The following is a 22,608-nucleotide window of genomic DNA, read 5'->3' on the forward strand; positions in this document are numbered from 1 at the left end:
TTACTTTGCTTGCGGCATCCACCAGCCGGTGCGCGCACCGATATGCATGTTGAGCGTCTTGGTTTCGGTATAGTCCTCCACCGCATGACGGCCCAGCTCGCGGCCCAGACCCGACTGACGATAACCGCCGAAAGGCAGTTCCGGCGTGCCATCCATGAAGGTGTTCATCCAGACAGTACCTGCCCGCACCTTGCGTCCGATGGTCATGCAGGTATCGAAATCGCGGCTCCAGACGCCTGCCGACAGACCGTAATCGACCGCATTGGCAATGGAGATCGCCTCATCAACCGTATCGAAGGAAAGTACCGACAGAACCGGGCCGAACACTTCGTCGCGCGCCACGGCCATATCCGCCTTCACACCTGCAATGATGGTGGGTCCCATATATTGGCCAAGGCCGAGATCCAGTACATCACCACCGAGGGCAATTGCAGCACCCGCCTTTTTGGCCTGATCGACATAGGTGCTAACCTTTGTCAGATGCTGCGGCGTGATGATCGCGCCAACCTGCGTACTCACATCCAGCGGATCACCAACGATCACCTTTTTCGACAAGTCGGCCACGCGCCCGACAATCTCATCGACAATCGAGCGGTGCACAATCAGCCGCGAACCGGCATTGCAGCACTCGCCCGCATTGAACCATGCGCCAAACACGGCAGCATCGATGAAAGCATCCATATCCGCATCCGGGAACAGGATTTGCGGGTTCTTGCCGCCAAGCTCCAGCGATACTTTTTTCAGCGTTTGCGCAGCATTGGCCATGGTCAGCTTGCCCACACCGGTAGAACCGGTGAACGAAACCATATCAACATCCGGATGCGTACTCATATGCTGGCCGACATCAGCGCCCGTTCCGGTGATGATGTTGACAACACCGTCCGGCACGCCTGCTTCGGCCAGAATTTCGCCGAGTAACAATGTCGATCCGGATGTGAGTTCCGAAGGCTTTACGACTGCCGTACAACCCGCAGCCAGCGCAAATGGCAGCTTTTGGCCCACGATCAGAAACGGGAAATTCCACGGCGTGATGATGGAAACGACACCAATTGCCTCCCGCAGCACAACGCCCAAAGTACCATCGCCCAGCGTATTATAGCTCTCGCCATGCAGATCGCGAGCAAGTGCTGCCGCATAGCGCCAGATATCGACCGACCCTGCTATCTCGCCACGCACCTGAGAAATTGGTTTGCCGGCTTCAATCGCATCGAGATAGGCCAGCTCTTCCGCCCGCGCTTCAATCAGATCGGCGGCTTTCAGCAAAATCAGCGAACGCTGCGATGCGGTTTTAGACGACCAGCGCCCATCGTCAAAAGCCTTGCGCGCAGCCGCAACAGCGCGTTCCACATCGGCCTTGTTGCCGGCCGGATAGCGGCTCACCGTCACTCCATGGCCGGGCGCCACACGTTCAATCGTTTGGCCACTTTCACTGCCCACCCATTTTCCATCGATCAGCATGGAGAATTCGCGGACTTCCAGCCCGGTCAACGGCTGCGGTTTTACGACTACGCTCATCACCATTTTCCTTCAAAATTTGCTTCGCGCTTTTCGGTAAACGAGCGCACGCCTTCTTTCAGATCATCGGTCTTGGCGACAAGGATGGACCCCAGCGTCTCGACTGCCGTGCCACTATCCTCGCCATTGGCGACCGACAGCATCAGTTTGGAAATTTCCAGCGCAGCCGGTCCGCGCTTGGCCACCCGCGCCGCATAGTCCTGCGCCGCCTGCAAGGCTGCACCCGTCTCCACCACAGCATCCACCAGCCCATGCGACAGCGCTTCGTCCGCTGTGAACATTTCACCACCCAGCACCATGCGGCGCACGATCTGCGCACCAAAACGGCGCACAAGACGCTGTGTGCCCGACCAGCCGGGGATCATGCCGAGCGAGGTTTCCGGCAGGCCGATTTTTGCCTGTCGTTCGACAATGCGAATATCGGCGGCGCCTGCCAGTTCCAGCCCGCCGCCCAAAGCATGACCGTTCATCGCGGCGATCAAGGGTACACGCAAAGTCGCCAGACGTTCGAATACACGATGCCCATAGCGCACCCAGGCATGGCCGAATTCCTGCGGTTCCATGCCGCCCCATGCCTTGATGTCACCACCGGCGGAAAAGGCTTTGCCCTCACCGGTCAGGATCGCTACCCGCACGCTGCTGTCCGCTTCCACCTGGTCACAGGCGGCAGACAATTCCTGCAAAAGCTCGATATCAAACGCATTGAGCTTTTCGGGCCGCTTGATCGTCATGACGGCGATGTGGTTCTCGATCGAGATTTCTATCCGTTGGGCCATTTAAGCCTCCAGCTTTCGAGCAGGCTTTTGCGGCAGCGTGAGGCCAATCGGCTCGTCGCGGAACAAGGCTTCATCCATGATTTTAAGCTGATCCGAAACGATCAGCGGAAACTCAGCCTGATCAAGAATATGCGTCTGCAAATCCACACCCGGCGCAATCTCGGTCAGCACAATGCCTTCTGGCGTGAGCTTCAGAACCGCACGTTCGGTGACATAGGTAATGTCCTGTCCCTGTTCGACACCGCGCGGACCGGAGAAGGTGACATGCTCAACCTCATTCACCAGCTTTTTGAGCTTGCCTTCCTTCTCGATCACCAGCTTACCGTCAGCGACCGACAATTTCGCACCTGCATTGAACATGCCGGAGAAGACAATCTTTTTGGCTCGTGCAGTAATATCGACAAACCCACCTGCTCCCGCCGTCACATGCGGACGGAATGACAGCTTCGACACATTGACTGAGCCGTCGCGTCCGATCTCAAGGAAGGACAAGAGCGAGGCGTCGAAGCCAGCGCCCTGAAAATAGGTGAACTGATAGGGTGACGGCATATAGGCATCAGCATTCGATGCACAGCCAAAGGCAAAATCGAGAAGCGGCACGCCGCCAACAGCACCCTGCTCGATCACCCATGTCACCGCGCCATGCAGGCCCTCTTCCAGCAGAATGCGCGGCACATTGGCGGAAATGCCGAAGCCAAGATTGACCGCACTTCCCGCTTGCAACTCCTGTGCGACACGCCGCGCAATCGCTTTCTGAATATTGAACTCGGCCAAGCGGAATGTATCAAGCGGACGGAAAATCTCGCCGGAAATTGCCGGATCATAAAGCGTCTGTGTGGTCTGCTTCTGATCGGGATCAACCACGATATAATCCACCAGCACGCCCGGCACGCGCACATCATGCGGTTTCAGCGTGTCTTCCTTGGCAATGCGTTTGACCTGCGCAATGACGATACCGCCATTGTTGCACGCAGCCAGCGCCTGATCCAGCCCACCAAGATAAGCACCCTCATGCTCATAGGTGAGATTGCCGCGTTCATCGGCAGTGGTGGCGCGGATGATCGTGACATGCGGCACGATATTGGGGAAATAGAGCCAGTCCTCACCTTCAAAACTGACCTGTTTGACGACGGGCTCTTCGCGCGCCTTATCGTTCATTGCCGATCCCTGACGCTTGGGATCAACGAAGGTATCAAGCCCCACTTTGGTCAGCACGCCGGGACGCTTGGCGGCCGCCTCGCGATGCATGTCAAACAGAATGCCCGACGGAATATTATAGGCCGGAATCTCATTATTGGTGATCATCTGCCAGATCAGCGGAGGCTCGGCGCTCGATGGCCCTGACGGATAAGAACCGCCGATGATCTTTTTGAGAAGCCCCTTTTTGGCGATGTAATCGACACCCTTGATGCCACTCATATCGCCCGCCGCAATCGGATGCAGCGTGGTGATATTTTGGGGATGACCGGTTTCATCAAAACGCTCGCCAATGGCCTTCAGCATCATATCTGGACAGCCGAGGCCGCTCGATGAAGAAACCGAAACGACAGCGCTGTCGGGAATGAGTGATGCTGCTTCGGCAAAGGAAATATGTTTGCTCATAATGTTCAAAGTCCTGAATGAACGGCGGTAGCCTTGCCGGTCTTTGCGGCCTCAAGCACAGCAAGCCCGGTCGCCAGCGACCAGATGCCGTCCTCCAATGTTGCCGATGGCTGGCCCTTGCCAGCGATGGCATTATGGAAAGCCTGCAAGGCAGTTTCGTAGAGATTTTTCTGATCGAGCGGCAATTCGTGCTCGCCATCCTTGTCACGCAGAATGACGGTCCCGACCGGCTTTTGCGTCATGACATTGCGTGCAATAAGCGAGCCTTCGCTGCCATGTACCTCGAAGCCGGTTTCCGCATATTTGGTGGTGAAAGCATCGTGGAACTGAGCGATGACGCCGGAGGAGAAGCGCAAAACGCCCATCACGCCATCTTCCAGTCCTTCGCCGCTGAGGCCCCCTTGCTGGCTGAAAGCCAAGGCCTCGACTGGGCTTTCACCCAGCACAAAGCGCAATGTATCGGCATCATGCACGGTAATATCGAGGACCACACCGCCGCCCGCGTCAGGGCGTTCAATGCGCCAGCCTTGCAAATGCGGCGGCAGATAAACCGCATGAAAAACCCGCGCGGCAAGCACCTTGCCGATCTTGCCTTGAGCGATAGCATCACGTATGGCGCGGTGGCTTGCAGCATTGCGCAAGTGATGGTTGGTGCCTGCCACGACGCCCGCCTCGCGCACCGCTTTCAGCATTTGATGCGCGTCAGAAAGCGTCAGTGCCAGTGGCTTTTCGCAGAGAATATGCTTGCCTGCTTTGGCGGCAGCAATCGCCTGATCGCGGTGCAGTTCATTGGTGGTGGAGATATAGACAGCGTCGATTTCAGGATCACCTAACAGCGCGTCAAGGCTTGTCACGGAGCGGGCAATCCCGTTCTCACGGGCATAGGTTTCGCCACGCGCAGCATTGGTGCTGTACACGGACGCAACTTCGCCACCGGTGGCGCGAATGGCACCGATCACCCACTCTTTTGCAATGGTGCTTGCGCCTATAAGGCCCCACTTTGCCATGCGAATTTCTCCTCATTTTTGAACGGCGCACCACAACTTGCACGCACCGCAAGACGCACCGACAAGCGCTGCGCCTCCGCCTCCACCCGTTCCGAATTGATCTGTTTCAGCAAGAGCTGCGCCGCACGTTCTCCCAAACCTTGCGGATCGACAGATACCGTCGTCAGCGCCGGAACAGCGGTCTTGGCTTCGATCACATCGTCAAAACCAACCACGCCAAAATCCCGGCCCGGCTCCAGATTTGCAGCGCGCAAACCATCGCAGACACCAAAAGCCACGGCATCGTTGAAGCACACCGCAGCGGTCGGTTTCACGCCATGCCGCAGCATCTGTTCCAGCGCTTCCACACCGCCCGCACGTGAAGGTGCTGCGGTAAAGACCAGCGCATCATCAAACAGGATATCCGCCTGCTCAAGCCCCGCACGATAGCCCGCAACTCGTTCAGCAAAAACAGCGGTATCCGCATAACCGCCCATGAAAGCGATTGAACGATGCCCCAGCGACACCAGATGCTCGACCGCCTTTGCTACGCCGCCGCGATTATCCGAAACAATCGACGACACACCCGATCCCGGCACATCACGCACCATCTGCACAACCGGCAGGCCACTTTTTGCCAGTGGTTTCAGATCATTAGCCTCGGTTCCACGCGCTGGCGAAACGATCAGCCCGGCAATGCCATGTTCACGCATCGAGGCAATCACCTCGCGCTGACGATCAATGCTTTCCGCTGTATTGGCGAGAAACTGCACATAGCCCGCCGACTGCATGACACGGTCCACGCCTACGGCCAGCTCGGCAAAGAAGCTGTTGGTCAGGTCATTGACCACAAGGCCGATTATTTTCGATTTCGCCTGACGGAGATTGGCAGCCGAACGGTTATAAACATAACCGAGTTTCTCGATTGCCTCCTGCACCTTGGCCCGGGTTTCGGCATGAACAAGCGGACTACCACGCAGCACCAGCGAGACAGTCGATTTCGACACGCCTGCCTCGCGCGCAATATCGATAACGGTGACGCTGTTCTTGCTCATGCCCTGCTCCGATTTCGATTGCTGATTTAATTGGAACGTTCCAATACTGTCAAGAGCGGAGGCGGAAGCAGCTATTTTCCTTCGCTTCGCCACAATTGAAAGCCGGTTTCTGGACGCATTTTCTGCGAAAGCGTGTACTTTTTGCCTAAAATAACGCAAATCACATTTCTGCCTTAATTTTTGGCCGGATTGTCATTTGGAACGTTCTAAACTAACAATCAGATATTCAGGCGGAGGAACGATAAGGGTATGAGCAACCATCAAGTGACATTGCCGGATAGCAAGGGAAGCCTGCATTCCTACACGCTGACCGGGACACCAACCTCACGTCCAGCAAACCCGCCGCAGTTCAATCGCATTGCCTATGCAGCAGCGCATGTGGTTTCCGATCCGCTGAAAGATGCCCGTCCATGGAACGACCCGGCGATCGACTGGGACACGACAATGGCTTTCCGGCATCATCTGTGGAGCCTCGGTTTCAAGATCGCGGAAGCGATGGATACGTCACAGCGCGGCATGGGACTGAACTGGGCAGGTGCGCAGGAACTGATCCGCCGTTCGCTGGCAGACAGCAAGACCGTAGCGGGCGCTGATCTCGCGAGCGGTGCAGGCACTGACCACCTTGATCCCGCCGATGCAAAAAACCTCGATGACGTCATCAAGGCCTATGAGACACAGGCAGGCTTCATTGAAAAACACGGCGGGCGTTTCATCCTGATGGCAAGCCGCGCCCTGGCGCGCATCGCCAGGTCCCCCGACGATTACGCCAAGGTCTATGGCCGGATTCTCGGTCAAGCCCGCGACAAAGTCGTGCTGCACTGGCTGGGCGATATGTTCGACCCGCAGCTGCTATTCTTCTAGACCCGACTCTTGCGGCTGAGCAGCTCCGCCTCGTTGTCACCAGCGCAGGCGGCAGTGTGATCGAAGGCAAAGACCCCGGCAGATTGAAAGGGTGCTGAACACAGTGTTCAGCATTTGAACCCCGTCAGAATTCGAGCCGCTTTTTGTTGCGGGCTTATCGTGTTCAATCCGGACAGGTTGCCGGACAGGCTGCCTGACAGATTACCCCACACGTTGACAGTCTATCCGGACCCGATTAAGCCTCAAATCTGGCGGATAAACCTTCAATCTGAGGTTATTGGAGAAAAGGTGTTTGCCGATAAGCAACGCACCAAAACAGGGGAGATTTTCATGCGTTCTATGCTTCTGGCCTTGCTGGCCGCAACGGCCATTGCCACCTCGGCACAGGCAAAAGACGTAACCGTCGCCGTAACCGCCATCGTTGAACATCCGGCCCTCGACGCCGCGCGCGACGGCGTGAAGGATGCGCTGGCCGAAGCGGGCTACAAGGAAGGCGAAAATCTCAAATTCGTCTATCAATCCGCACAGGGCAACCCGGCAACTGCAGCGCAGATCGCCCGCCAGTTCGTCGGCGAAGGCCCGGATGTGATCGTTCCGATCTCCACGCCATCGGCACAGGCTGTCGTTTCGGCAACCCGCGATATTCCGGTCGTGTTCACCGCTGTTTCCGATCCGCTCGGCGCGCAGCTCGTCAAGGACATGACAAAGCCGGGCGGCAACGTGACCGGTCTTTCCGACATGTCGCCAGTGGCAGAGCACATCAAGCTCATCAAGGAAGTGATGCCGAACATCAAGAAGCTCGGTTATCTCTACAATTCCGGTGAAACCAATTCCGTGTCGCTTCTGGCCGCACTGAAGGAAGCAGCTTCCGCCGAAGGCATCGAAATCGTTGAATCGGCTGCCACCAAGTCGGCTGAAGTTCAGGGTGCAGCGCGCGCCCTCGTCGGCCGTGCGGACGCCATGTATGTTCCGACCGACAACACCATCGTTTCGGCTCTGGAAAGCGCCGTCGGCGTTGCTGAAGAAAGCAAGCTGCCGCTCTTCACTGCAGACACGGATTCGGTCAAGCGCGGTGCACTCGCTGCCCTCGGCTTCAACTATTACGATGTCGGCAAGCAGACCGGTGCCGTCGTGGTGAAGATTCTCAAGGGTGAAAAGCCAGGCGATATCGCTGTCGATATCGCCAAGGGAACCGATCTCGTCATCAATCTCGGCGCTGCCAAGAAGATGGGCGTCGAATTCCCGCAGGCTGTTATCGACCGCGCGACCAGCAAGATCGACTGATAAAACTCGAAACCAAGATAAAGAAAGGCGAAGCCTCAAAAGGCTTCGCCTTTTTGCTAGTGGATTGAATTTGACGTTTGATACCCGTCCGATACAAATCTCGTCTCAAACGTCAAATTCGAAAAATCCACTAGATTCATAAAGTTATTAGTGGTCTTTTTGCTTCCGACATTTGCCCAGCGCTCATATCCAAGGGATGCAAATGTCGGAATCAGACCACTAGAGCGCATCCCGAAAAGTGGGAACCGGTTTTCGGATAAGATGCACGTTAAAAATAGATGGAACATCTCCAACGGCAGAAATCAGGCGGGAATGCCCTATGTTGCAATTGCCCCACAAAGTGGCGCATTTCGGGGCTCGCCCGGCGATATTGCTTGCACACTGGAACTTGTGGGTTGTATCCCGCCTGAGATATAAAGCCGCAAAAATGCGGTTTCGCATAAACAACCGGGGAATGGTCTGGTACAGCTCGACAGCTGGCGGACGAACTCAAAACAAAACCGGTCGTGACTGAAGCTGGCCGAGCGGAACAGTCGGAATCCCGATTTCCGCAAAGCGACGATTGACGATGCGTTGATGTGCAAGTCTTTCGTTTTGGTCACGGCGAGAAACAAGGAATGACATTGTGAGTCAGATCGCCTTCTGGGGTGCGGTCGAATTGGGCCTCGTCTTCGCATTTGTAGCCATCGGCGTCTATCTGGCGTTCCGCGTCCTCGATTTCCCCGATCTGACGGTTGACGGTTCGTTTCCGTTGGGCGCTGCCGTAACCGGCGTGCTGATCCTTGCAGGCATGAATGCCTGGCTGGCGGCGGCCATCGCCATGGTTGCGGGTGCTGCTGCCGGGCTTGTGACAGCGACGCTGAACGTGCGTTTCAAGATTCTCAATCTTCTCGCCTCCATTCTGACCATGATCGCGCTGTTCTCCGTCAATCTGCGCGTCATGGGGCGTCCCAACATCGCGCTCATCAATCAGGACACCATGCTGACACCGTTCTTCGGTCACGGCATTCCCGAATATTATGTACGTCCGCTGTTCCTTTTCGTGCTGGTCGCCATTGCGGTATTTGTCGTCTGGCGCTTTCTGGAAAGCGATATGGGTCTTGCCATGCGCGCAACCGGCGCCAATCCGAGAATGGCGCGTGCACAGGGCGTTCGTACCGACAGGCAGATCTATCTTGGCATGGCGCTGTCGAACGCACTGGTGGCGCTCGGTGGCTCGCTCTTCGCACAGACAAACGGCTTTGCCGATGTGACCTCGGGCGTCGGCACCATCGTGGTCGGCCTTGCAGCGGTCATCATCGGTGAAACGCTGTTGCGCAGCCGTTTCATTCTGGTGATCCTGATTGGCTGTGTGCTCGGCTCGATCATCTATCGTATCGCCATCCAGTTTGCGCTTTCGAATGGTGACATTCTTGGCCTGCAGGCATCCGATCTCAACATTGCCACCGCCCTTCTCGTTACCTTCGCCCTGATATTGCCGCGCCTGCGTCGCGGAGGAGCATCGGCATGATCGAACTTTCCAATCTCGATGTCGTGTTCGGTCGCGGCACTCCGCTCGAAAAGCAGGTCTTGAACAAGATCAATCTAACCATGGACCAGGGTTCCTTCGTCACGGTCATCGGGTCGAACGGTGCAGGCAAATCCACGATGCTGGGCGTTCTTGCAGGCGATGTGATCCCCACTGCTGGCAAAGTGGTCATCAGTGGCAAGGATGTGACCCGCAAGCCCACTGCCGAGCGGGCCGGTCTTGTCGCCCGCGTGTTCCAGGATCCGCTGGCAGGCAGCTGCGGTACACTGTCAATCGAGGAAAACCTCGCTCTGGCTGCTTCGCGCGGCAAGACGCGCGGCCTCACCCACGCGCTCAATTCCAAGCGTCGCGCATGGTTTCGCGAGCGTGTGGCGAGCCTCAATCTGGGGCTGGAAAACCGTATGCAGGACCGCATGGAGCTTCTCTCCGGCGGCCAGCGTCAGGCCCTGTCACTGATCATGGCGACGCTTTCCGGTTCGGAAGTACTGCTGCTCGATGAGCATACAGCAGCGCTTGATCCCGGCATGGCCGAGTTCGTGATGGAACTGACCCGGACGCTGATTGCCGAGAATAAGCTGACCGCGCTGATGGTCACCCATTCCATGCGGCAGGCGCTCGATTATGGCGACCGCACGATCATGCTGCATGGCGGCAAGATCCTGCTCGACGTGACCGGCGACAAGCGCAAGACGCTGGGTGTGGAAGACCTCATCGAAATGTTCCGCAAGGTGCGCGGCCAGACGCTCGATGACGATGCGCTGCTGATCGAATAGGAACCTCGTGTTGACGGCGCGCAGCGCAGTATTGCAACCGATACTCCGCTGCGCATCGCCGACTTCCCTTTTACATTGGGGGCCGGTGCAAAGATGCCTCGCTGCCAGCCATTATATGAATGGACTCGACGCCGGAAAGCATAAGGCTGGCGGCGGCTTCGGACTTGAAGCCGGACATGGAGCAGATGGGCTATTTGATACGACAGAGCTTATTGTCTATCTCACCTTGGTGATGGTCATGACGCCGGTCGTAAAACCGTTTCTCTGTACACCATTTTGAAAACTGTGATTAAATTGACTGCTATTGCCGACGTAAACGGGTTTTCCGTTAACGGAAAACGTCTTTCTGCTATCCAAGAGAGTTAACATGAATGCGTTAGCGTCAGGCATATCAATAGCAATAGTCCCTCTGGAGCTTGCACCAAAATCCAGAATTGCTTCTGGATACGGAGCTGCTTCATTCTGGGTCTGAAGAGGATCTCCTCCACTTGTATGAGCCAGAATATTTAACTGCGGCGAACCATCGGCAAGAGAAATCCGCCATTCCCTCTCGGGTGAGTTGCTTGCATAAATCCTATTCGTAGAGAGATTGAATTCCGATGTGTCATACAGTTTCGTCAGGCCAGTGTAAGGCGTTACGTGTTCTTCGAAGAAATTTAGTCTGGCATTGTCATAGACAGAAAACTCTCCCCCCCAGAAAATATTGAGCCCTGAGAAAGTCAGCTGTGAAGCATCATACATTTCAACCCGCACACTACCATACTCACCGCGCGATCTCGTCTCCATTTGAATACCAGGGTGTTCCAAAACCATCGAACCTTCACGCTGTAGAGTTAAGCTAAAAGGACGATCACTTCCCAGGTTTAATGCGCCACTCGTGCGCTGGGTTAACGCAAAATGGCCGGACAAAATGCCAAACTCTGTGACTGTGTCGATGAAAGCATCAGGATCATTGTCGGAGTTAGGCCAGTAAGCGTCCGAATTGGTACTCAAAGTTAATGATTTTCCTTCAGCGTCCATGATAAATCCGGCGCCGACGTTTTTACCGAAATCATTATCTGTTTCTTGATTATCTCCACACGATTGGTCATAAACTTGGGTTTCAAATGGGCTCCACGCGGTATATATTTTCATTATTTCTCTTTCTTTGAAGAAGAATTCATAATTATTGCTGTTTTAAATTGCTAAGTCGAAATCAGAAGAAGATTCTCTGCTTTTTTACGGCAGCCATCAGATAAAACTGTTTAGTCTGGAATAGGTCACTCCGACCGGAGTATATTGTTATTCCTACTCTGTACTTGGCTGGATAACCATGCAGCACCAAACCATCCAGCTTATGAGACAGATGAAAACTATTGCTCAATTTGATCATGGTTTCGAGCTGCTAAGCGTAGCAGCTCGCAATTGGGATGTGGCAAACCCGTAATCGAGGCCGATCTCGGCCTATATTAATTGCAACAGAACTTCGAAACAGACTTTAACGCCGAGCGTTTCGAAGTGACTCGACGCTGATTGCCAGCAGACATTGGCGGATGATGGGGATAGCGAGCGCCGCATTTTGGCGGCTTTCGAGAACGGCGCGCTGCAGACGCTCCATAACGCGCGCAAGGCTTTCGCCGGTCCAGCGGCTTACTGAATTCTCGACCAGTTTCTTACGGTTGAAGAAGATTGGCGGACGAGCCGCAGCCACAACGACGGACGCGCTTTTACGCTCGGTATCGGCAATGTGGCGCAAGGTCTGTACCTGCTGAAACTGGCGCATCGCCGTGTTGAGCAGCAGAAACGGCGCGGTGCCGGATTTCACGACACGGTCGAAGGAGACTTCGAAACGCGGAAGATCGCCAGCCAAAACCGCATCGATCACCTCGTCGGTGGAAAGACCGGCGACATCGCCGACTGCTTCACGCACATCGTCTATATCGATCCGCTCCTTGCCGCGCGCATAGAGGCAGAGCTTTTCGAGTTCACCCCGCGTGGCAAGACGATCGCCGCCCAGGCTTGCCCGCAGCAGCTGCCGCCCGTCGAGCGTGATCTGCATCTTCCATTCCGCCAGAACATCGTCAATGACACCATCGATACCGCGGCTGTCGTCGGAATAGCAGGGCAAGGCCATACCTGCGGAAGCATTCTCGACAGCGCTGCGCAGACCCGCGCCCTTCTTGAGATCACCGGCTTCAACCAGCACGAACGTCTCAAGCGGCGGTTCAGTCGCAAGAAGCTTGATCGCTTCCGCCAGCTTCTTCTGGCCTGCGGCATTCTTGATCCAGATCAGGCGCTGGCCACCGAACATAGAGATGGTGCGAGCTTCATCGGCGAGTTTGGCCGGGTCGGCCTCGATCTCATCCGCTTCCATGCGAATGACGGCGAACGGGTCGTCCAGCGGCAGTTTGCTTGCTTCGGCAAAACGGCGCGCACGCTCGCTCACCAGCCCCTTGTCGGGGCCGTAAAGCAGCACGACCGGAAACGAATTCGTCGGCCTTGCCAGAAAACTATCGACTTCGTTTGCTTTCTTCTGCGCCATTGCCACTCACTAGCGCAATTCGCTTCCAAACGAAACAGTCACCGGTCGAACTGACGAGCGGCTGCGAAACAAAATGGTTCATAAAGTTACGAGTTATGCTGTGGGAGCGCTGTTTGACTGTGGCCTCTGACTTGAAGCGATGACGGATCATAATTGCCTTTTGACGCGGCGGTGAATATCTATCCATGTATTTGTTGGAACGAATAGCGGTGGGCTTTGCAGCCTGACCAAGCCAGTTCTCCGCATCGCGTTACAATATAGGTGTTGTGTTGGTTTGGCTGCTGTAAATGAAAAAGCTCGCCGCAATGAAATGCAACGAGCCTTTATGTTCAAATATTCGTATAATAGATCAACTCTGAAGCCGGCGGCAAATCTCGTCGAGTTGCTCAAGAGAACTATATCGAATCTTGACCTCACCGCCGCGATCACGATGATTGATCTCAACCTTCATGCCAGTAACATCAGAAAGCAGCTTTTCGAGTGCTTTGGTGTCGGCATCTTTCTCAACAGGTCCTGCTTTACCGGGCTTGGCTTCCGCACCACCGCGTGCTTCCGCCTGCGCAAGCGCTTCCACCTGGCGTACCGACAGACCATCTTTGACAATCCGCTCAGCCAGTGCGGTCGGGTTTTCCATCGTGATGAGACTTCGAGCATGACCTGCCGAAAGCGCACCATCGACAATGAAATCCTGCACGGGTTGCGGTAGTTTCAACAGACGCAACGTGTTGGCGACATGGCTCCGGCTTTTGCCGATGACCTGTGCCAGATCATTCTGCGTATAGTCATGATTATCGATAAGCTGTTGATATCCCAAAGCTTCTTCGACCGCATTCAGGTCGGCGCGCTGCACGTTTTCGATGATCGCGATCTCAAGTGCGACACGATCGTCAACGTCACGAACAATAACCGGGATCGTATCGACACCGGCCCGCTGCGAAGCACGCCAGCGACGCTCACCGGCAATCAGTTCGAACCGGTCCGGCTGCCCTGGCGCCGGTCGCACGACGATCGGCTGCACCACGCCATGTTCCTTGATCGACTGCGCCAGATCCTCCAAGTCACCTTCTGAGAACATGCGACGCGGATTGCGCGGATTGCGCGTGACGAATTCAATCGGAACATTCCGTTCGATGGGAACAGGTGCCTTACGCTCTTCGGCAGGGCGATCAATTTCACCGATCAGCGCCGCTAATCCGCGGCCAAGGCGCTTTTTTGAAGGATCATCATTCATCGTTCGGCTTATTCCTGAATTGTTTCGTCGTCGAATCGATTGGTTTAAGCGGCCTGCAATTGTCGCTCGCGCTGGATAACTTCCGATGCGAGTTGCAAATAAGCCTGACTGCCGGCGCATTTCAAATCGTAGAGAATTGCCGGTTTACCGTGTGATGGTGCTTCCGAGACGCGCACATTACGCGGAATGACAGTACGATAGACCTTCTCACCCATGAAAGCGCGAACATCATCCACCACTTGCGCAGCGAGATTGTTGCGGCTGTCGAACATGGTCAGCACAATACCCTGGATCGAAAGCTCGGCATTGATCGACGACCGCACCTGATCGACCGTCTGCAAAAGCTGGCTCAAGCCTTCCAGAGCAAAGAACTCGCATTGCAGCGGCACCAGAACGGAATCGGCCGCAGCCATGGCGTTCAACGTCAGAAGATTGAGCGACGGTGGGCAATCGACAAGCACATAGGAGAACCGCTCCGACACGGAGGAATCGAACCGCAGAGCATCACGCAAGCGCCGTGTACGATCGGCCGACTGCGCAATCTCCATTTCAATGCCAAGAAGATCCAGCGTCGATGGTACGATATGCAGATTGGGAACATCGGTTGGCATTGCAGCATCAGGAACCGACGATTCCTGCGTCAGCACGTCATAGGAAGACAAAGGCCGGTTGCGGCGATCAATACCCAAACCGGTGCTGGCGTTGCCCTGCGGATCGAGATCGACAATCAGTACCGTCTCGCCGATAGCCGCCAATGCCGTAGCCAGATTGATGGCGGTGGTAGTTTTACCCACGCCGCCTTTCTGGTTTGCAATGGTTATGATTCTGGACATTTTGTTCATCACCGTCGCCTTGCTGCTGCCCGCCCCTTCGAAATTTCCAGCCATCAAGCGACTTTGCGCCGAAGATTGGTGATTTCGAGTATGACCGAAGCCTGATCGATAGCACTTTGATGTTGTACCAGATCGAAACTCCAACCGACACGGCTTTCGTCTATCTCACGCTGATAATCCCGACCTTTTTGGAAGAGAGCTTTGGCACCATTGGTCAGCCACAGCTCCGTCAGACCGAAAAGATCGTTCAGCGACGCCAATGCGCGTGCCGTAACCACTTGTGGTGTTTCAATTTTCTCCCACATCGCTTCAATGCGGGTGGAATGGACCCGCGCCGGTACGTGCAAATGTCCCGCTGCAGTGCGCAGGAACGCCGCCTTTTTCCCTGCGCTCTCAATCAGATCGATAGCGCCTCCTGGTTGCTCAGCGAGGAAACAGGCCGTCACAATGCCCGGAAATCCGCCGCCAGAACCAATATCCAACCAGTGCTTGGCGTCACTCGCCAAGGGAAATAGCTGTGCGCTATCCAGAATATGACGGGTCCACAACTCGTTCAGAGTAGAGGGGGACGCAAGATTGATCGCCTTCGACCATTTGCGGAACAAGTCTTCAAAGGCGATCAGGCGGTTCGCTGTTTCACGTGAAACAGCGGGAACGATTGCTTTCAGACTTTCAAAGCGAGTATCGGCGCTCATGCAGCGCCCTGCCCTTCAGACAATTCCGATGCAGCCCGCTGGCGATATCCGAACTTCTTGATCTGTGCGATAAGGAGCGCCAGTGCCGCCGGTGTCATCCCGTCAACGCGCTGCGCCTCGGCAATTGTTTCCGGCCTGCGTTGCTTGAGCTTATGCTTCAACTCATTGGAAAGACCGGATATTCCATCAATGTCCAACCCTGCTGGAATGAGCAGTTGCTCCTCGCGCTCCATCACTGCAATGTCGCTCTTCTGCCGATCCATATAGACGGCATACTGGGCCTCGATCTCCAGCGCTTCCCGCGTTGCCGGATCAACAGCTCCGAGTTCAGGCCAGATCGATTTCAACCGATCCAGATCAATCTCCGGGTAGGACAGAAGATCATAGGCCGAACGGCGCACGCCATCCTGATTGAGACGCAGATCGTAACGGCTAGCCAGATTGGGCGTAATGGTCAGTGACTGTGTCAGTGACCGCGCTTCATCCAACGCCGTTTCCCGCGCTTCAAATCGTTCCTTACGTGCGTGCCCCAATATACCGAGCTTGTCCGCTAGTGGCGTCAGGCGCTGATCGGCATTATCCGCGCGAAGCGACAGACGAAATTCTGCACGTGATGTAAACATGCGATAAGGTTCGCTGACCCCGCGTGACGTCAGATCATCAACCATGACGCCTATATAGGCTTCCGTGCGCTGGATAATGACAGGATCGCCACCAGAAGCTCGACGCGCGGCATTGATGCCCGCGAGCAAGCCTTGTGCACCCGCTTCTTCATAGCCAGTCGTGCCGTTGATCTGCCCCGCCAGAAACAGACCGGTAACTTTCCGGGTTTCAAGGCTGCGCTTCAACTCACGCGGATCGATGAAATCATATTCAATCGCATATCCGGGCTGCAGCATAGCGGATTTTTCAAGCCCCGGTATGGTCTTCAATATGTCGAGCTGCACATCCTCCGGAAGCGATGTCGAAATGCCGTTTGGATAAACGGTATCGTCGTCCAGCCCTTCCGGCTCGAGGAATATCTGGTGGCCGTCACGGTCGCCGAACTTGACAATCTTATCTTCCACCGAGGGGCAGTAACGGGGACCGATGCCCTCGATCGAACCAGAATACATAGCCGAACGATGCAGATTGGCCCGAATGACAGCGTGGGTTTCCGGCGTTGTGCGGGTAATGCCACAATCAATCTGCGGTATGGTGATCCGATCCGTCATGAGAGAGAACGGCACAGGCTCCTCATCGGCGGACTGCATATCAAGGCTTTGCCAATCAATAGTACGCCCATCCAGTCGTGGCGGCGTGCCTGTTTTGAGACGCCCAAGCGCAAAGCCGAACGAGGTCAGGCGTTCGGAAAGACCAAGCGCTGGCTTTTCGCCCATGCGGCCAGCAGGAATCTTCTTTTCCCCAATATGGATCAACCCATTCAGGAACGTGCCGGTCGTCAGCACCACAGCGCCACATGACAGGGTCCGCCCATCGGACAAAACAACCCCGGTGATGCGTCCGTGTTCTTCCCGAAGGTCGTGCGCGCCGCCTTCGACAACAAATAGATTGTCCTGGGCCGCGATCATCTTCTGCATGGCAAGCCGATAAAGCTTGCGGTCAGCCTGAGTTCGAGGTCCGCGAACAGCAGGCCCTTTTCGGCGGTTCAGTAGACGAAACTGGATACCGGCTTCATCGGCGACACGCCCCATCAAGCCATCGAGTGCATCGATCTCACGTACAAGATGCCCTTTTCCCAGCCCACCAATGGCAGGGTTGCAGGACATAACGCCAATAGTATCAAAGCGATGTGTTATAAGCGCAGTTCTGGCACCTGCGCGCGCAGCTGCAGAAGCAGCCTCGCATCCCGCGTGGCCGCCGCCGATCACAATGACATCAAAGACTGTGGCTTCGGTCGAACTCATTTGGTTCATCCTGACGCAACTCGAATCCGTTTCAGAAAGATGTCTCTTTGACACGAATAGGCTTGAAACGGAAGATCAAATTGGTCGTCGACTTGATCAAATCTCGGCGACGAGCCGACTCACGGATGGAGGAGTGAGTCAATCACCTTGGCGAGATTCCACAGATGTTTCACGTGAAACAATTTTCAGGATCAATCGGCCCGTGTTTCACGTGAATCATTTTCCGATGCAGAACTGAGAGAAAATAACGTCCAAAATTTCTTCCACATCGACATCACCAGTAATACGTCCGAGATACTGGGATGCAAGGCGCATGTTCTCTGCGCGGAGTTCAAGCGGAAGGTTTGTACCGTTTATCGCCCTATCGATCTCGGTGACAGTAGATCGCAGAAGGTTGATATGTCTCTGCCGCGTGGGCACGGCATCCTCTATCTGGCCTATCCGCTCTTCCGCGAAATTCTGAAGATTCGTGAGTAGTTGGTCCAGTCCTTCGCCAGTTTTTGTTGAAATGCGGTAGGTCCAGCAATCGGCAGATTCAGCATTCAGATCAGCTTTTGTGCCGATTTTCCATAAAGCTTCTGGTACTTCGTCGGAAGCGACAGCTATGGGATCGTTCATATCTTCAAGCAGCAGAACCAAATCGGCATCGGCCATACGCGCGCGGGCGCGTTCAATTCCGATTTTTTCGACGGAACTATCGGTCTCCCGCAAACCTGCCGTGTCTGTCACGTAAACCGGGATGCCGCCCAGATCGAGTTTGACCTCCAGAAGATCGCGGGTCGTTCCCGCCTCTTCCGAAATGATCGCTACTTCGCGCCCAGCCAGAAAGTTCAGCAAGCTGGATTTACCGGCATTCGGTGCACCAACAATCACGACATGCAGTCCGTCGCGCAACATCGAAGCGCGCTTGCCGCTCGCTATATGGTTCTCGATCTCACTCTTTAACAGTGCCAGTGACTGCCAGACCTGCTCCGATACGGAACCAGGAACATCGCTTTCATCGGCAAAGTCGAGTTCCGCTTCTATAAAGGCGCGTGCACGCAACAGACGCTGACGCCATTCCGTGTAAAGCTCACGCTGCGTACCAGAAGCGACTTGCAATGCGAGCCGCCTCTGTCCCTCGGTTTCCGCGGCGATCAGATCCGCAAGGCCTTCGGCGATCGTCAAGTCCATCTTGCCATTAGAAAAAGCACGTCGCGTAAACTCTCCAGCTTCCGCTATACGGCAACCATGCAGCTCTCCCATTTCCGACAAGAGCTTCTCAACGACTGCTTTGCCGCCATGCAAATGAAATTCAGCGCAATCTTCGCCGGTAAAACTGTTCGGTCCAGGGAAAAAAAGCGCCAGTCCACGGTCGATTGGATCACCATTTCGGCTACGGAATAGCTTGTAGGCTGCATATCGTGGTGTCGGTATGGAGCCGACTATCGTTTCGAGTACGAATCGAACTTTGGGGCCGGAAATGCGTACCACAGCAACGCCGGATGGCAGACGCCCGCTCGACAAAGCAAAAATCGTATCTTGAAGGGAAGCGATCTCGCTCATTTCATTTCCTGACCTATAATCAATAAGGACGAAAGCAACCAAACGGATGCTGATGGAATGGCATATTCATTCGTGCAGTGAAAGAAAAGCCTTATGACAGAGTTAGACCGCAATCGCCTTGCTGGCAGTAACCGCCTTGCCGAAGAACCGAGTGCCTATCTGCGCCAGCACGCCGATAATCCTGTTCACTGGCAGCCCTGGGGCAAGGAAGCACTCGATTCTGCAAAGGAACTCGACCGGCCCATTCTGCTTTCGGTCGGTTATGCGGCTTGCCACTGGTGTCACGTGATGGCGCATGAGTCCTTTGAAAATCCTGATGTGGCGGAGGTGATGAATGCCTTGTTCGTCAATGTGAAAGTGGACCGTGAGGAACGGCCCGACATAGACCAGATATATATGGCAGCGCTTGGAGCGATGGGACAACAGGGCGGCTGGCCGCTCACCATGTTTCTAAGGCCAGATGGCAAGCCCTTCTGGGGAGGAACCTACTTTCCCCCGCACAAGCGTCACAACATGCCCGGCTTTGTCGATATGCTGCATGCGGTTAATAACCTTTGGAATAAGGATAAAGAAAAAATTAACCATAATGCGCAGGCCGTGTTCGATCATCTCGAAGGCAGGCTGGCAGCGCAGATCGCGCCGGTGGTGAACGAAGTCGAACGATTTGACGAGATTGCGACACGCATCAACAGCCTGATTGATCCGGTCCGGGGCGGAATAGAAGGAGCACCTAAATTCCCCAACGCGCCTTTCATGGACAATCTGTGGCTCTCTTGGCTCTACGGGCGTAATGAGACGCATCGGGACAATTTCCTCCTGTCTCTCAAGGTGATGCTGCAGGGCGGGATTTACGACCATCTGGGTGGCGGACTTTGCCGTTACTCCACCGATGCCAATTGGCTGGTCCCGCATTTTGAAAAAATGCTCTACGACAATGCTCAATTCATTCGACACGCCAACTACGCTTTCGCCGAAACCGGAAATGATTTGTTTCGCTTACGAATCGAAGAAACTATCGATTGGTTGATCCGTGAAATGCGTTTGCCCGACGGAAGTTTTGCATCCAGCCTCGATGCCGACAGCGAAGGGGAAGAAGGACGGTTTTACGTCTGGAGCGAGCAGGAAATCGATCAGGCGCTTGGCAACGATAGCGAAGCCTTCAAGGACTATTACGGCGTTACAGCAGGTGGAAACTGGGAAGGCCAGAACATTCTGAACCGCCTTGATGCCGTCGATGGTGATGCGATCCTGCCGCCATTGATCGAAACATCGCGGCAAAAACTGCTGGCACGTCGTGAATTGCGGGTACGGCCCGGACGCGATGAAAAAGCACTGACCGACTGGAACGGATTTGCTATCCGGGCATTGGCCGAAGCAGGTCGGAGTTTTGGAAGACAGGACTGGATCGACCTCGCGGTTGATGCCTATCGCTCCATAGCGAGCAGTTTTCGTGATGGCCGCATTGCACATTGCCGCATGGAAAACTCTCTTCTCTACCCTGCCCTTTCGACCGATTATGCATCGATGATCAATGCAGCCATTGCCCTTTATGAGGCAACGGGCGAATGGGCTTGTATCGATGACGCATTGAAACTCAAAAAGGCGCTCGATGACAGCCATCGCGATGGTGCCGGTAATTATCGCCTGTCGGCGCTGGACGCTGATGACGTCATCCTGCACGCTTATGGCGATTATGATGAAGCAATACCGAGCGCGACCAGCCAGATCATCGAAGCACTGACAAGACTGTTTCTGGCGACGGGCAATATCGATCTCTATCAAAGCAATGAGAAGCTGATCGAACAGGCGCTTGGCCGAGCCTTCGCACAGCAATATGGGCAAATTGGAATATTGAATGCGGCCCGTTTTGCAGCTGAACCACTTTCTCTTGTCGTGGCCACAGACGATAACGCCGGAGAACTTGTTTCGACAGCGAATCGAAATCCAGACCCAAGACGCGTAGACAAGTTCGTGCGGTTCGAGGCTGGCAAGACAATAGAGCTACCGACCGGGGGAACTGCGGAGCCTGAGCATCCATCAGCCTGGTTCTGCAAGGGACATGTCTGTCTGCCGCCTGTCCAGAACGCCGATGCTTTGCGACTGCTCCTCGGCAAGGCATACTGAAAATAAGAAGCGCCGCAACGGTTTCTCGCGCGGCGCTTCTCAAACGGTTTGAACCGAGTAATTTTTACGTATTCATCGAATCGAAGAATTCGGAATTACTCTTGGTCTGCTTGAGCTTGTCGATAAGGAATTCGATCGCATCGGTCGTACCCATCGGCGCGAGGATACGGCGCAGAACAAAAATCTTCTGCAGATCCGCGCGCGGTACGAGCAGGTCTTCCTTGCGGGTGCCGGACTTGAGAATGTCCATCGCCGGGAAGATGCGCTTGTCGGCAACCTTGCGGTCAAGCACGATTTCCGAGTTACCGGTGCCCTTGAATTCTTCAAAGATCACTTCGTCCATACGGCTGCCCGTATCGATCAGCGCGGTTGCGATGATGGTCAGCGAACCGCCTTCTTCGATATTGCGCGCGGCACCGAAGAAGCGCTTCGGGCGCTGCAATGCATTGGCATCCACACCACCGGTCAGAACCTTGCCGGAAGACGGCACAACCGTGTTGTAAGCGCGGCCCAGACGGGTGATCGAGTCGAGCAAGATCACAACATCACGACCATGTTCGACAAGGCGCTTAGCCTTTTCGATGACCATTTCAGCCACCTGAACGTGACGCGCTGCCGGTTCATCGAAGGTCGAGGAAATCACTTCGCCCTTCACCGAGCGCTGCATGTCGGTCACTTCTTCCGGACGTTCGTCGATCAGAAGAACGATCAGATAGCATTCCGGATGATTTGCGGTGATCGAATGGGCGATGTTCTGGAGAAGAACAGTCTTACCGGTACGTGGCGGAGCGACGATCAGGCCGCGCTGGCCCTTGCCGAGCGGTGCCACCAGATCGATGACACGCGGCGAAAGATCCTTGGAAGTTGGAACTTCCAGTTCCATCTTGAAGCGCTCATTCGGGTAGAGCGGCGTCAGATTGTCGAAGTGAACCTTGTGCCGGATCTTTTCCGGATCTTCGAAATTGATCGAATTAACCTTGAGCAGCGCGAAATAACGTTCGCCTTCCTTGGGACCGCGGATCGGACCTTCGACCGTGTCACCGGTCTTGAGAGAAAAACGACGCAGCTGCGAGGGTGAAATATAAATATCGTCTGGGCCCGGCAGGTAGTTGGCATCAGCAGAGCGCAGGAAGCCAAATCCATCCTGCAGCACCTCGACGACGCCCTCGCCGATAATTTCGACGTCCTGGGCCGCCAGCTTCTTGAGGATCGCGAACATCAGTTCCTGCTTGCGCATGGCGCTCGCGTTTTCGACCTCAAGTGTTTCGGCAAAAGCCAGCAGCTCCACCGGTGTCTTGTTCTTTAGTTCTTGTAGTTTCATTTCCTGCATGGATGAGGAACTCTTTTTAAAATGTAAGGAGAAAATGCAGTT

Annotated in this window: 17 protein-coding genes and 1 pseudogene; 5 read left to right on the top strand and 13 right to left on the bottom strand. The window is 55.1% G+C overall.

Going from position 1 to position 22,608, the window contains the following annotated elements:
• From CES86_RS12275 to CES86_RS12295, 5 genes are read right to left on the bottom strand one after another with little or no spacing between them, the layout of a single operon-like run.
• Nucleotides 1-1,521, bottom strand: a complete 1,521-nt coding sequence (locus CES86_RS12275; RefSeq protein WP_094514504.1) for an aldehyde dehydrogenase family protein — start codon at nt 1,519-1,521, stop codon at nt 1-3.
• Nucleotides 1,515-2,291, bottom strand: a complete 777-nt coding sequence (locus CES86_RS12280) for an enoyl-CoA hydratase/isomerase family protein (protein WP_012091085.1) — start codon at nt 2,289-2,291, stop codon at nt 1,515-1,517. The genes CES86_RS12275 and CES86_RS12280 overlap by 7 nt, the downstream gene beginning before the upstream one ends.
• Nucleotides 2,292-3,893, bottom strand: a complete 1,602-nt coding sequence (locus CES86_RS12285; RefSeq protein ID WP_094514505.1) for an acyl CoA:acetate/3-ketoacid CoA transferase — start codon at nt 3,891-3,893, stop codon at nt 2,292-2,294. It abuts the gene before it with no gap.
• 5 nt (nt 3,894-3,898) lie between these two features.
• Nucleotides 3,899-4,900, bottom strand: a complete 1,002-nt coding sequence (locus CES86_RS12290) for a Gfo/Idh/MocA family protein (RefSeq protein WP_094514506.1) — start codon at nt 4,898-4,900, stop codon at nt 3,899-3,901.
• Complete coding sequence (locus CES86_RS12295) at nt 4,879-5,934, bottom strand: LacI family DNA-binding transcriptional regulator (protein WP_094514507.1); 1,056 nt, start codon at nt 5,932-5,934, stop codon at nt 4,879-4,881. The genes CES86_RS12290 and CES86_RS12295 overlap by 22 nt, the downstream gene beginning before the upstream one ends.
• A 249-nt stretch (nt 5,935-6,183) precedes the next feature.
• Between CES86_RS12295 and CES86_RS12300 the strand changes: the two are divergent.
• From CES86_RS12300 to CES86_RS12315, 4 genes and pseudogenes are all read left to right on the top strand, one after another.
• A pseudogene (locus tag CES86_RS12300) lies at nt 6,184-6,783 on the top strand (DUF993 family protein); the annotation flags it as partial.
• A 342-nt stretch (nt 6,784-7,125) separates the two neighbouring features.
• The gene (locus tag CES86_RS12305; RefSeq protein ID WP_010657637.1) at nt 7,126-8,079 is read left to right on the top strand and encodes an ABC transporter substrate-binding protein; all 954 of its coding nucleotides are present in this window, start codon (nt 7,126-7,128) and stop codon (nt 8,077-8,079) included.
• Between the two features lie 625 nt (nt 8,080-8,704).
• Nucleotides 8,705-9,589, top strand: coding sequence for an ABC transporter permease (locus tag CES86_RS12310; protein ID WP_012091079.1), 885 nt, complete (start codon nt 8,705-8,707; stop codon nt 9,587-9,589).
• Nucleotides 9,586-10,380, top strand: coding sequence for an ABC transporter ATP-binding protein (locus tag CES86_RS12315; RefSeq protein ID WP_012091078.1), 795 nt, complete (start codon nt 9,586-9,588; stop codon nt 10,378-10,380). Before CES86_RS12310 ends, CES86_RS12315 begins: the two co-directional genes overlap by 4 nt.
• Nucleotides 10,381-10,596: 216 nt before the next feature.
• On the opposite strand, the gene CES86_RS12320 is transcribed toward CES86_RS12315, so the two are convergent.
• The 7 genes from CES86_RS12320 to mnmE all read right to left on the bottom strand — a co-directional run bounded on the left by CES86_RS12320 (nt 10,597) and on the right by mnmE (nt 19,112).
• On the bottom strand, nt 10,597-11,514 hold the full coding sequence (locus tag CES86_RS12320) for a hypothetical protein (RefSeq protein WP_094514509.1): 918 nt from the start codon (nt 11,512-11,514) through the stop codon (nt 10,597-10,599).
• Nucleotides 11,515-11,857: 343 nt separating this feature from the next.
• A complete protein-coding gene (gene holA, locus CES86_RS12325; protein ID WP_094514510.1) occupies nt 11,858-12,901 on the bottom strand; it encodes a DNA polymerase III subunit delta in 1,044 nt (347 codons plus the stop codon).
• A 349-nt stretch (nt 12,902-13,250) separates the two neighbouring features.
• Nucleotides 13,251-14,132 (bottom strand): ParB/RepB/Spo0J family partition protein, encoded by an 882-nt coding sequence (locus tag CES86_RS12330; RefSeq protein ID WP_010657644.1) that lies wholly within the window; start codon nt 14,130-14,132, stop codon nt 13,251-13,253.
• Between the two features lie 44 nt (nt 14,133-14,176).
• Nucleotides 14,177-14,974, bottom strand: a complete 798-nt coding sequence (locus tag CES86_RS12335) for a ParA family protein (RefSeq protein ID WP_010657645.1) — start codon at nt 14,972-14,974, stop codon at nt 14,177-14,179.
• A 44-nt stretch (nt 14,975-15,018) separates the two neighbouring features.
• Nucleotides 15,019-15,660 carry a 16S rRNA (guanine(527)-N(7))-methyltransferase RsmG gene (gene rsmG, locus CES86_RS12340; RefSeq protein ID WP_012091074.1) on the bottom strand — a complete coding sequence of 214 codons (642 nt, stop codon included), beginning with the start codon at nt 15,658-15,660 and terminating at the stop codon, nt 15,019-15,021.
• A complete protein-coding gene (mnmG, locus tag CES86_RS12345; protein ID WP_094514511.1) occupies nt 15,657-17,567 on the bottom strand; it encodes a tRNA uridine-5-carboxymethylaminomethyl(34) synthesis enzyme MnmG in 1,911 nt (636 codons plus the stop codon). The genes rsmG and mnmG overlap by 4 nt, the downstream gene beginning before the upstream one ends.
• 216 nt (nt 17,568-17,783) lie before the next feature.
• Nucleotides 17,784-19,112, bottom strand: coding sequence for a tRNA uridine-5-carboxymethylaminomethyl(34) synthesis GTPase MnmE (gene mnmE, locus CES86_RS12350; protein ID WP_094514512.1), 1,329 nt, complete (start codon nt 19,110-19,112; stop codon nt 17,784-17,786).
• A gap of 93 nt (nt 19,113-19,205) precedes the next feature.
• On the opposite strand from mnmE, the gene CES86_RS12355 reads away from it, so the two are divergent.
• Entirely contained in the window at nt 19,206-21,236 is a 2,031-nt protein-coding gene (locus tag CES86_RS12355) for a thioredoxin domain-containing protein (RefSeq protein ID WP_094514513.1), read from the top strand.
• Between the two features lie 64 nt (nt 21,237-21,300).
• Here the strand turns inward: CES86_RS12355 and rho are convergent, their stop codons facing one another.
• The gene (gene rho / locus CES86_RS12360) at nt 21,301-22,566 is read right to left on the bottom strand and encodes a transcription termination factor Rho (RefSeq protein ID WP_012091070.1); all 1,266 of its coding nucleotides are present in this window, start codon (nt 22,564-22,566) and stop codon (nt 21,301-21,303) included.
• Between the last annotated feature and the right edge of the window lie 42 nt (nt 22,567-22,608).

The sequence above is a fragment of the Brucella lupini genome, assembly GCF_002252535.1.
GTDB classification, from domain to species: domain Bacteria; phylum Pseudomonadota; class Alphaproteobacteria; order Rhizobiales; family Rhizobiaceae; genus Brucella; species Brucella anthropi.

Coding starts and splice junctions, on each gene's coding strand:
- CES86_RS12280 (WP_012091085.1), bottom strand. CDS start 2,291: ATGGCCCAACGGATAGAAATCTCGATCGAGAACCACATCGCCGTCATG.
- CES86_RS12290 (WP_094514506.1), bottom strand. CDS start 4,900: ATGGCAAAGTGGGGCCTTATAGGCGCAAGCACCATTGCAAAAGAGTGG.
- CES86_RS12275 (WP_094514504.1), bottom strand. CDS start 1,521: ATGGTGATGAGCGTAGTCGTAAAACCGCAGCCGTTGACCGGGCTGGAA.
- mnmE (WP_094514512.1), bottom strand. CDS start 19,112: ATGAGCGAGATCGCTTCCCTTCAAGATACGATTTTTGCTTTGTCGAGC.
- CES86_RS12335 (WP_010657645.1), bottom strand. CDS start 14,974: ATGAACAAAATGTCCAGAATCATAACCATTGCAAACCAGAAAGGCGGC.
- mnmG (WP_094514511.1), bottom strand. CDS start 17,567: ATGAGTTCGACCGAAGCCACAGTCTTTGATGTCATTGTGATCGGCGGC.
- CES86_RS12285 (WP_094514505.1), bottom strand. CDS start 3,893: ATGAGCAAACATATTTCCTTTGCCGAAGCAGCATCACTCATTCCCGAC.
- CES86_RS12320 (WP_094514509.1), bottom strand. CDS start 11,514: ATGAAAATATATACCGCGTGGAGCCCATTTGAAACCCAAGTTTATGAC.
- rsmG (WP_012091074.1), bottom strand. CDS start 15,660: ATGAGCGCCGATACTCGCTTTGAAAGTCTGAAAGCAATCGTTCCCGCT.
- CES86_RS12330 (WP_010657644.1), bottom strand. CDS start 14,132: ATGAATGATGATCCTTCAAAAAAGCGCCTTGGCCGCGGATTAGCGGCG.
- CES86_RS12355 (WP_094514513.1), top strand. CDS start 19,206: ATGACAGAGTTAGACCGCAATCGCCTTGCTGGCAGTAACCGCCTTGCC.
- holA (WP_094514510.1), bottom strand. CDS start 12,901: ATGGCGCAGAAGAAAGCAAACGAAGTCGATAGTTTTCTGGCAAGGCCG.
- CES86_RS12295 (WP_094514507.1), bottom strand. CDS start 5,934: ATGAGCAAGAACAGCGTCACCGTTATCGATATTGCGCGCGAGGCAGGC.
- rho (WP_012091070.1), bottom strand. CDS start 22,566: ATGCAGGAAATGAAACTACAAGAACTAAAGAACAAGACACCGGTGGAG.
- CES86_RS12315 (WP_012091078.1), top strand. CDS start 9,586: ATGATCGAACTTTCCAATCTCGATGTCGTGTTCGGTCGCGGCACTCCG.
- CES86_RS12305 (WP_010657637.1), top strand. CDS start 7,126: ATGCGTTCTATGCTTCTGGCCTTGCTGGCCGCAACGGCCATTGCCACC.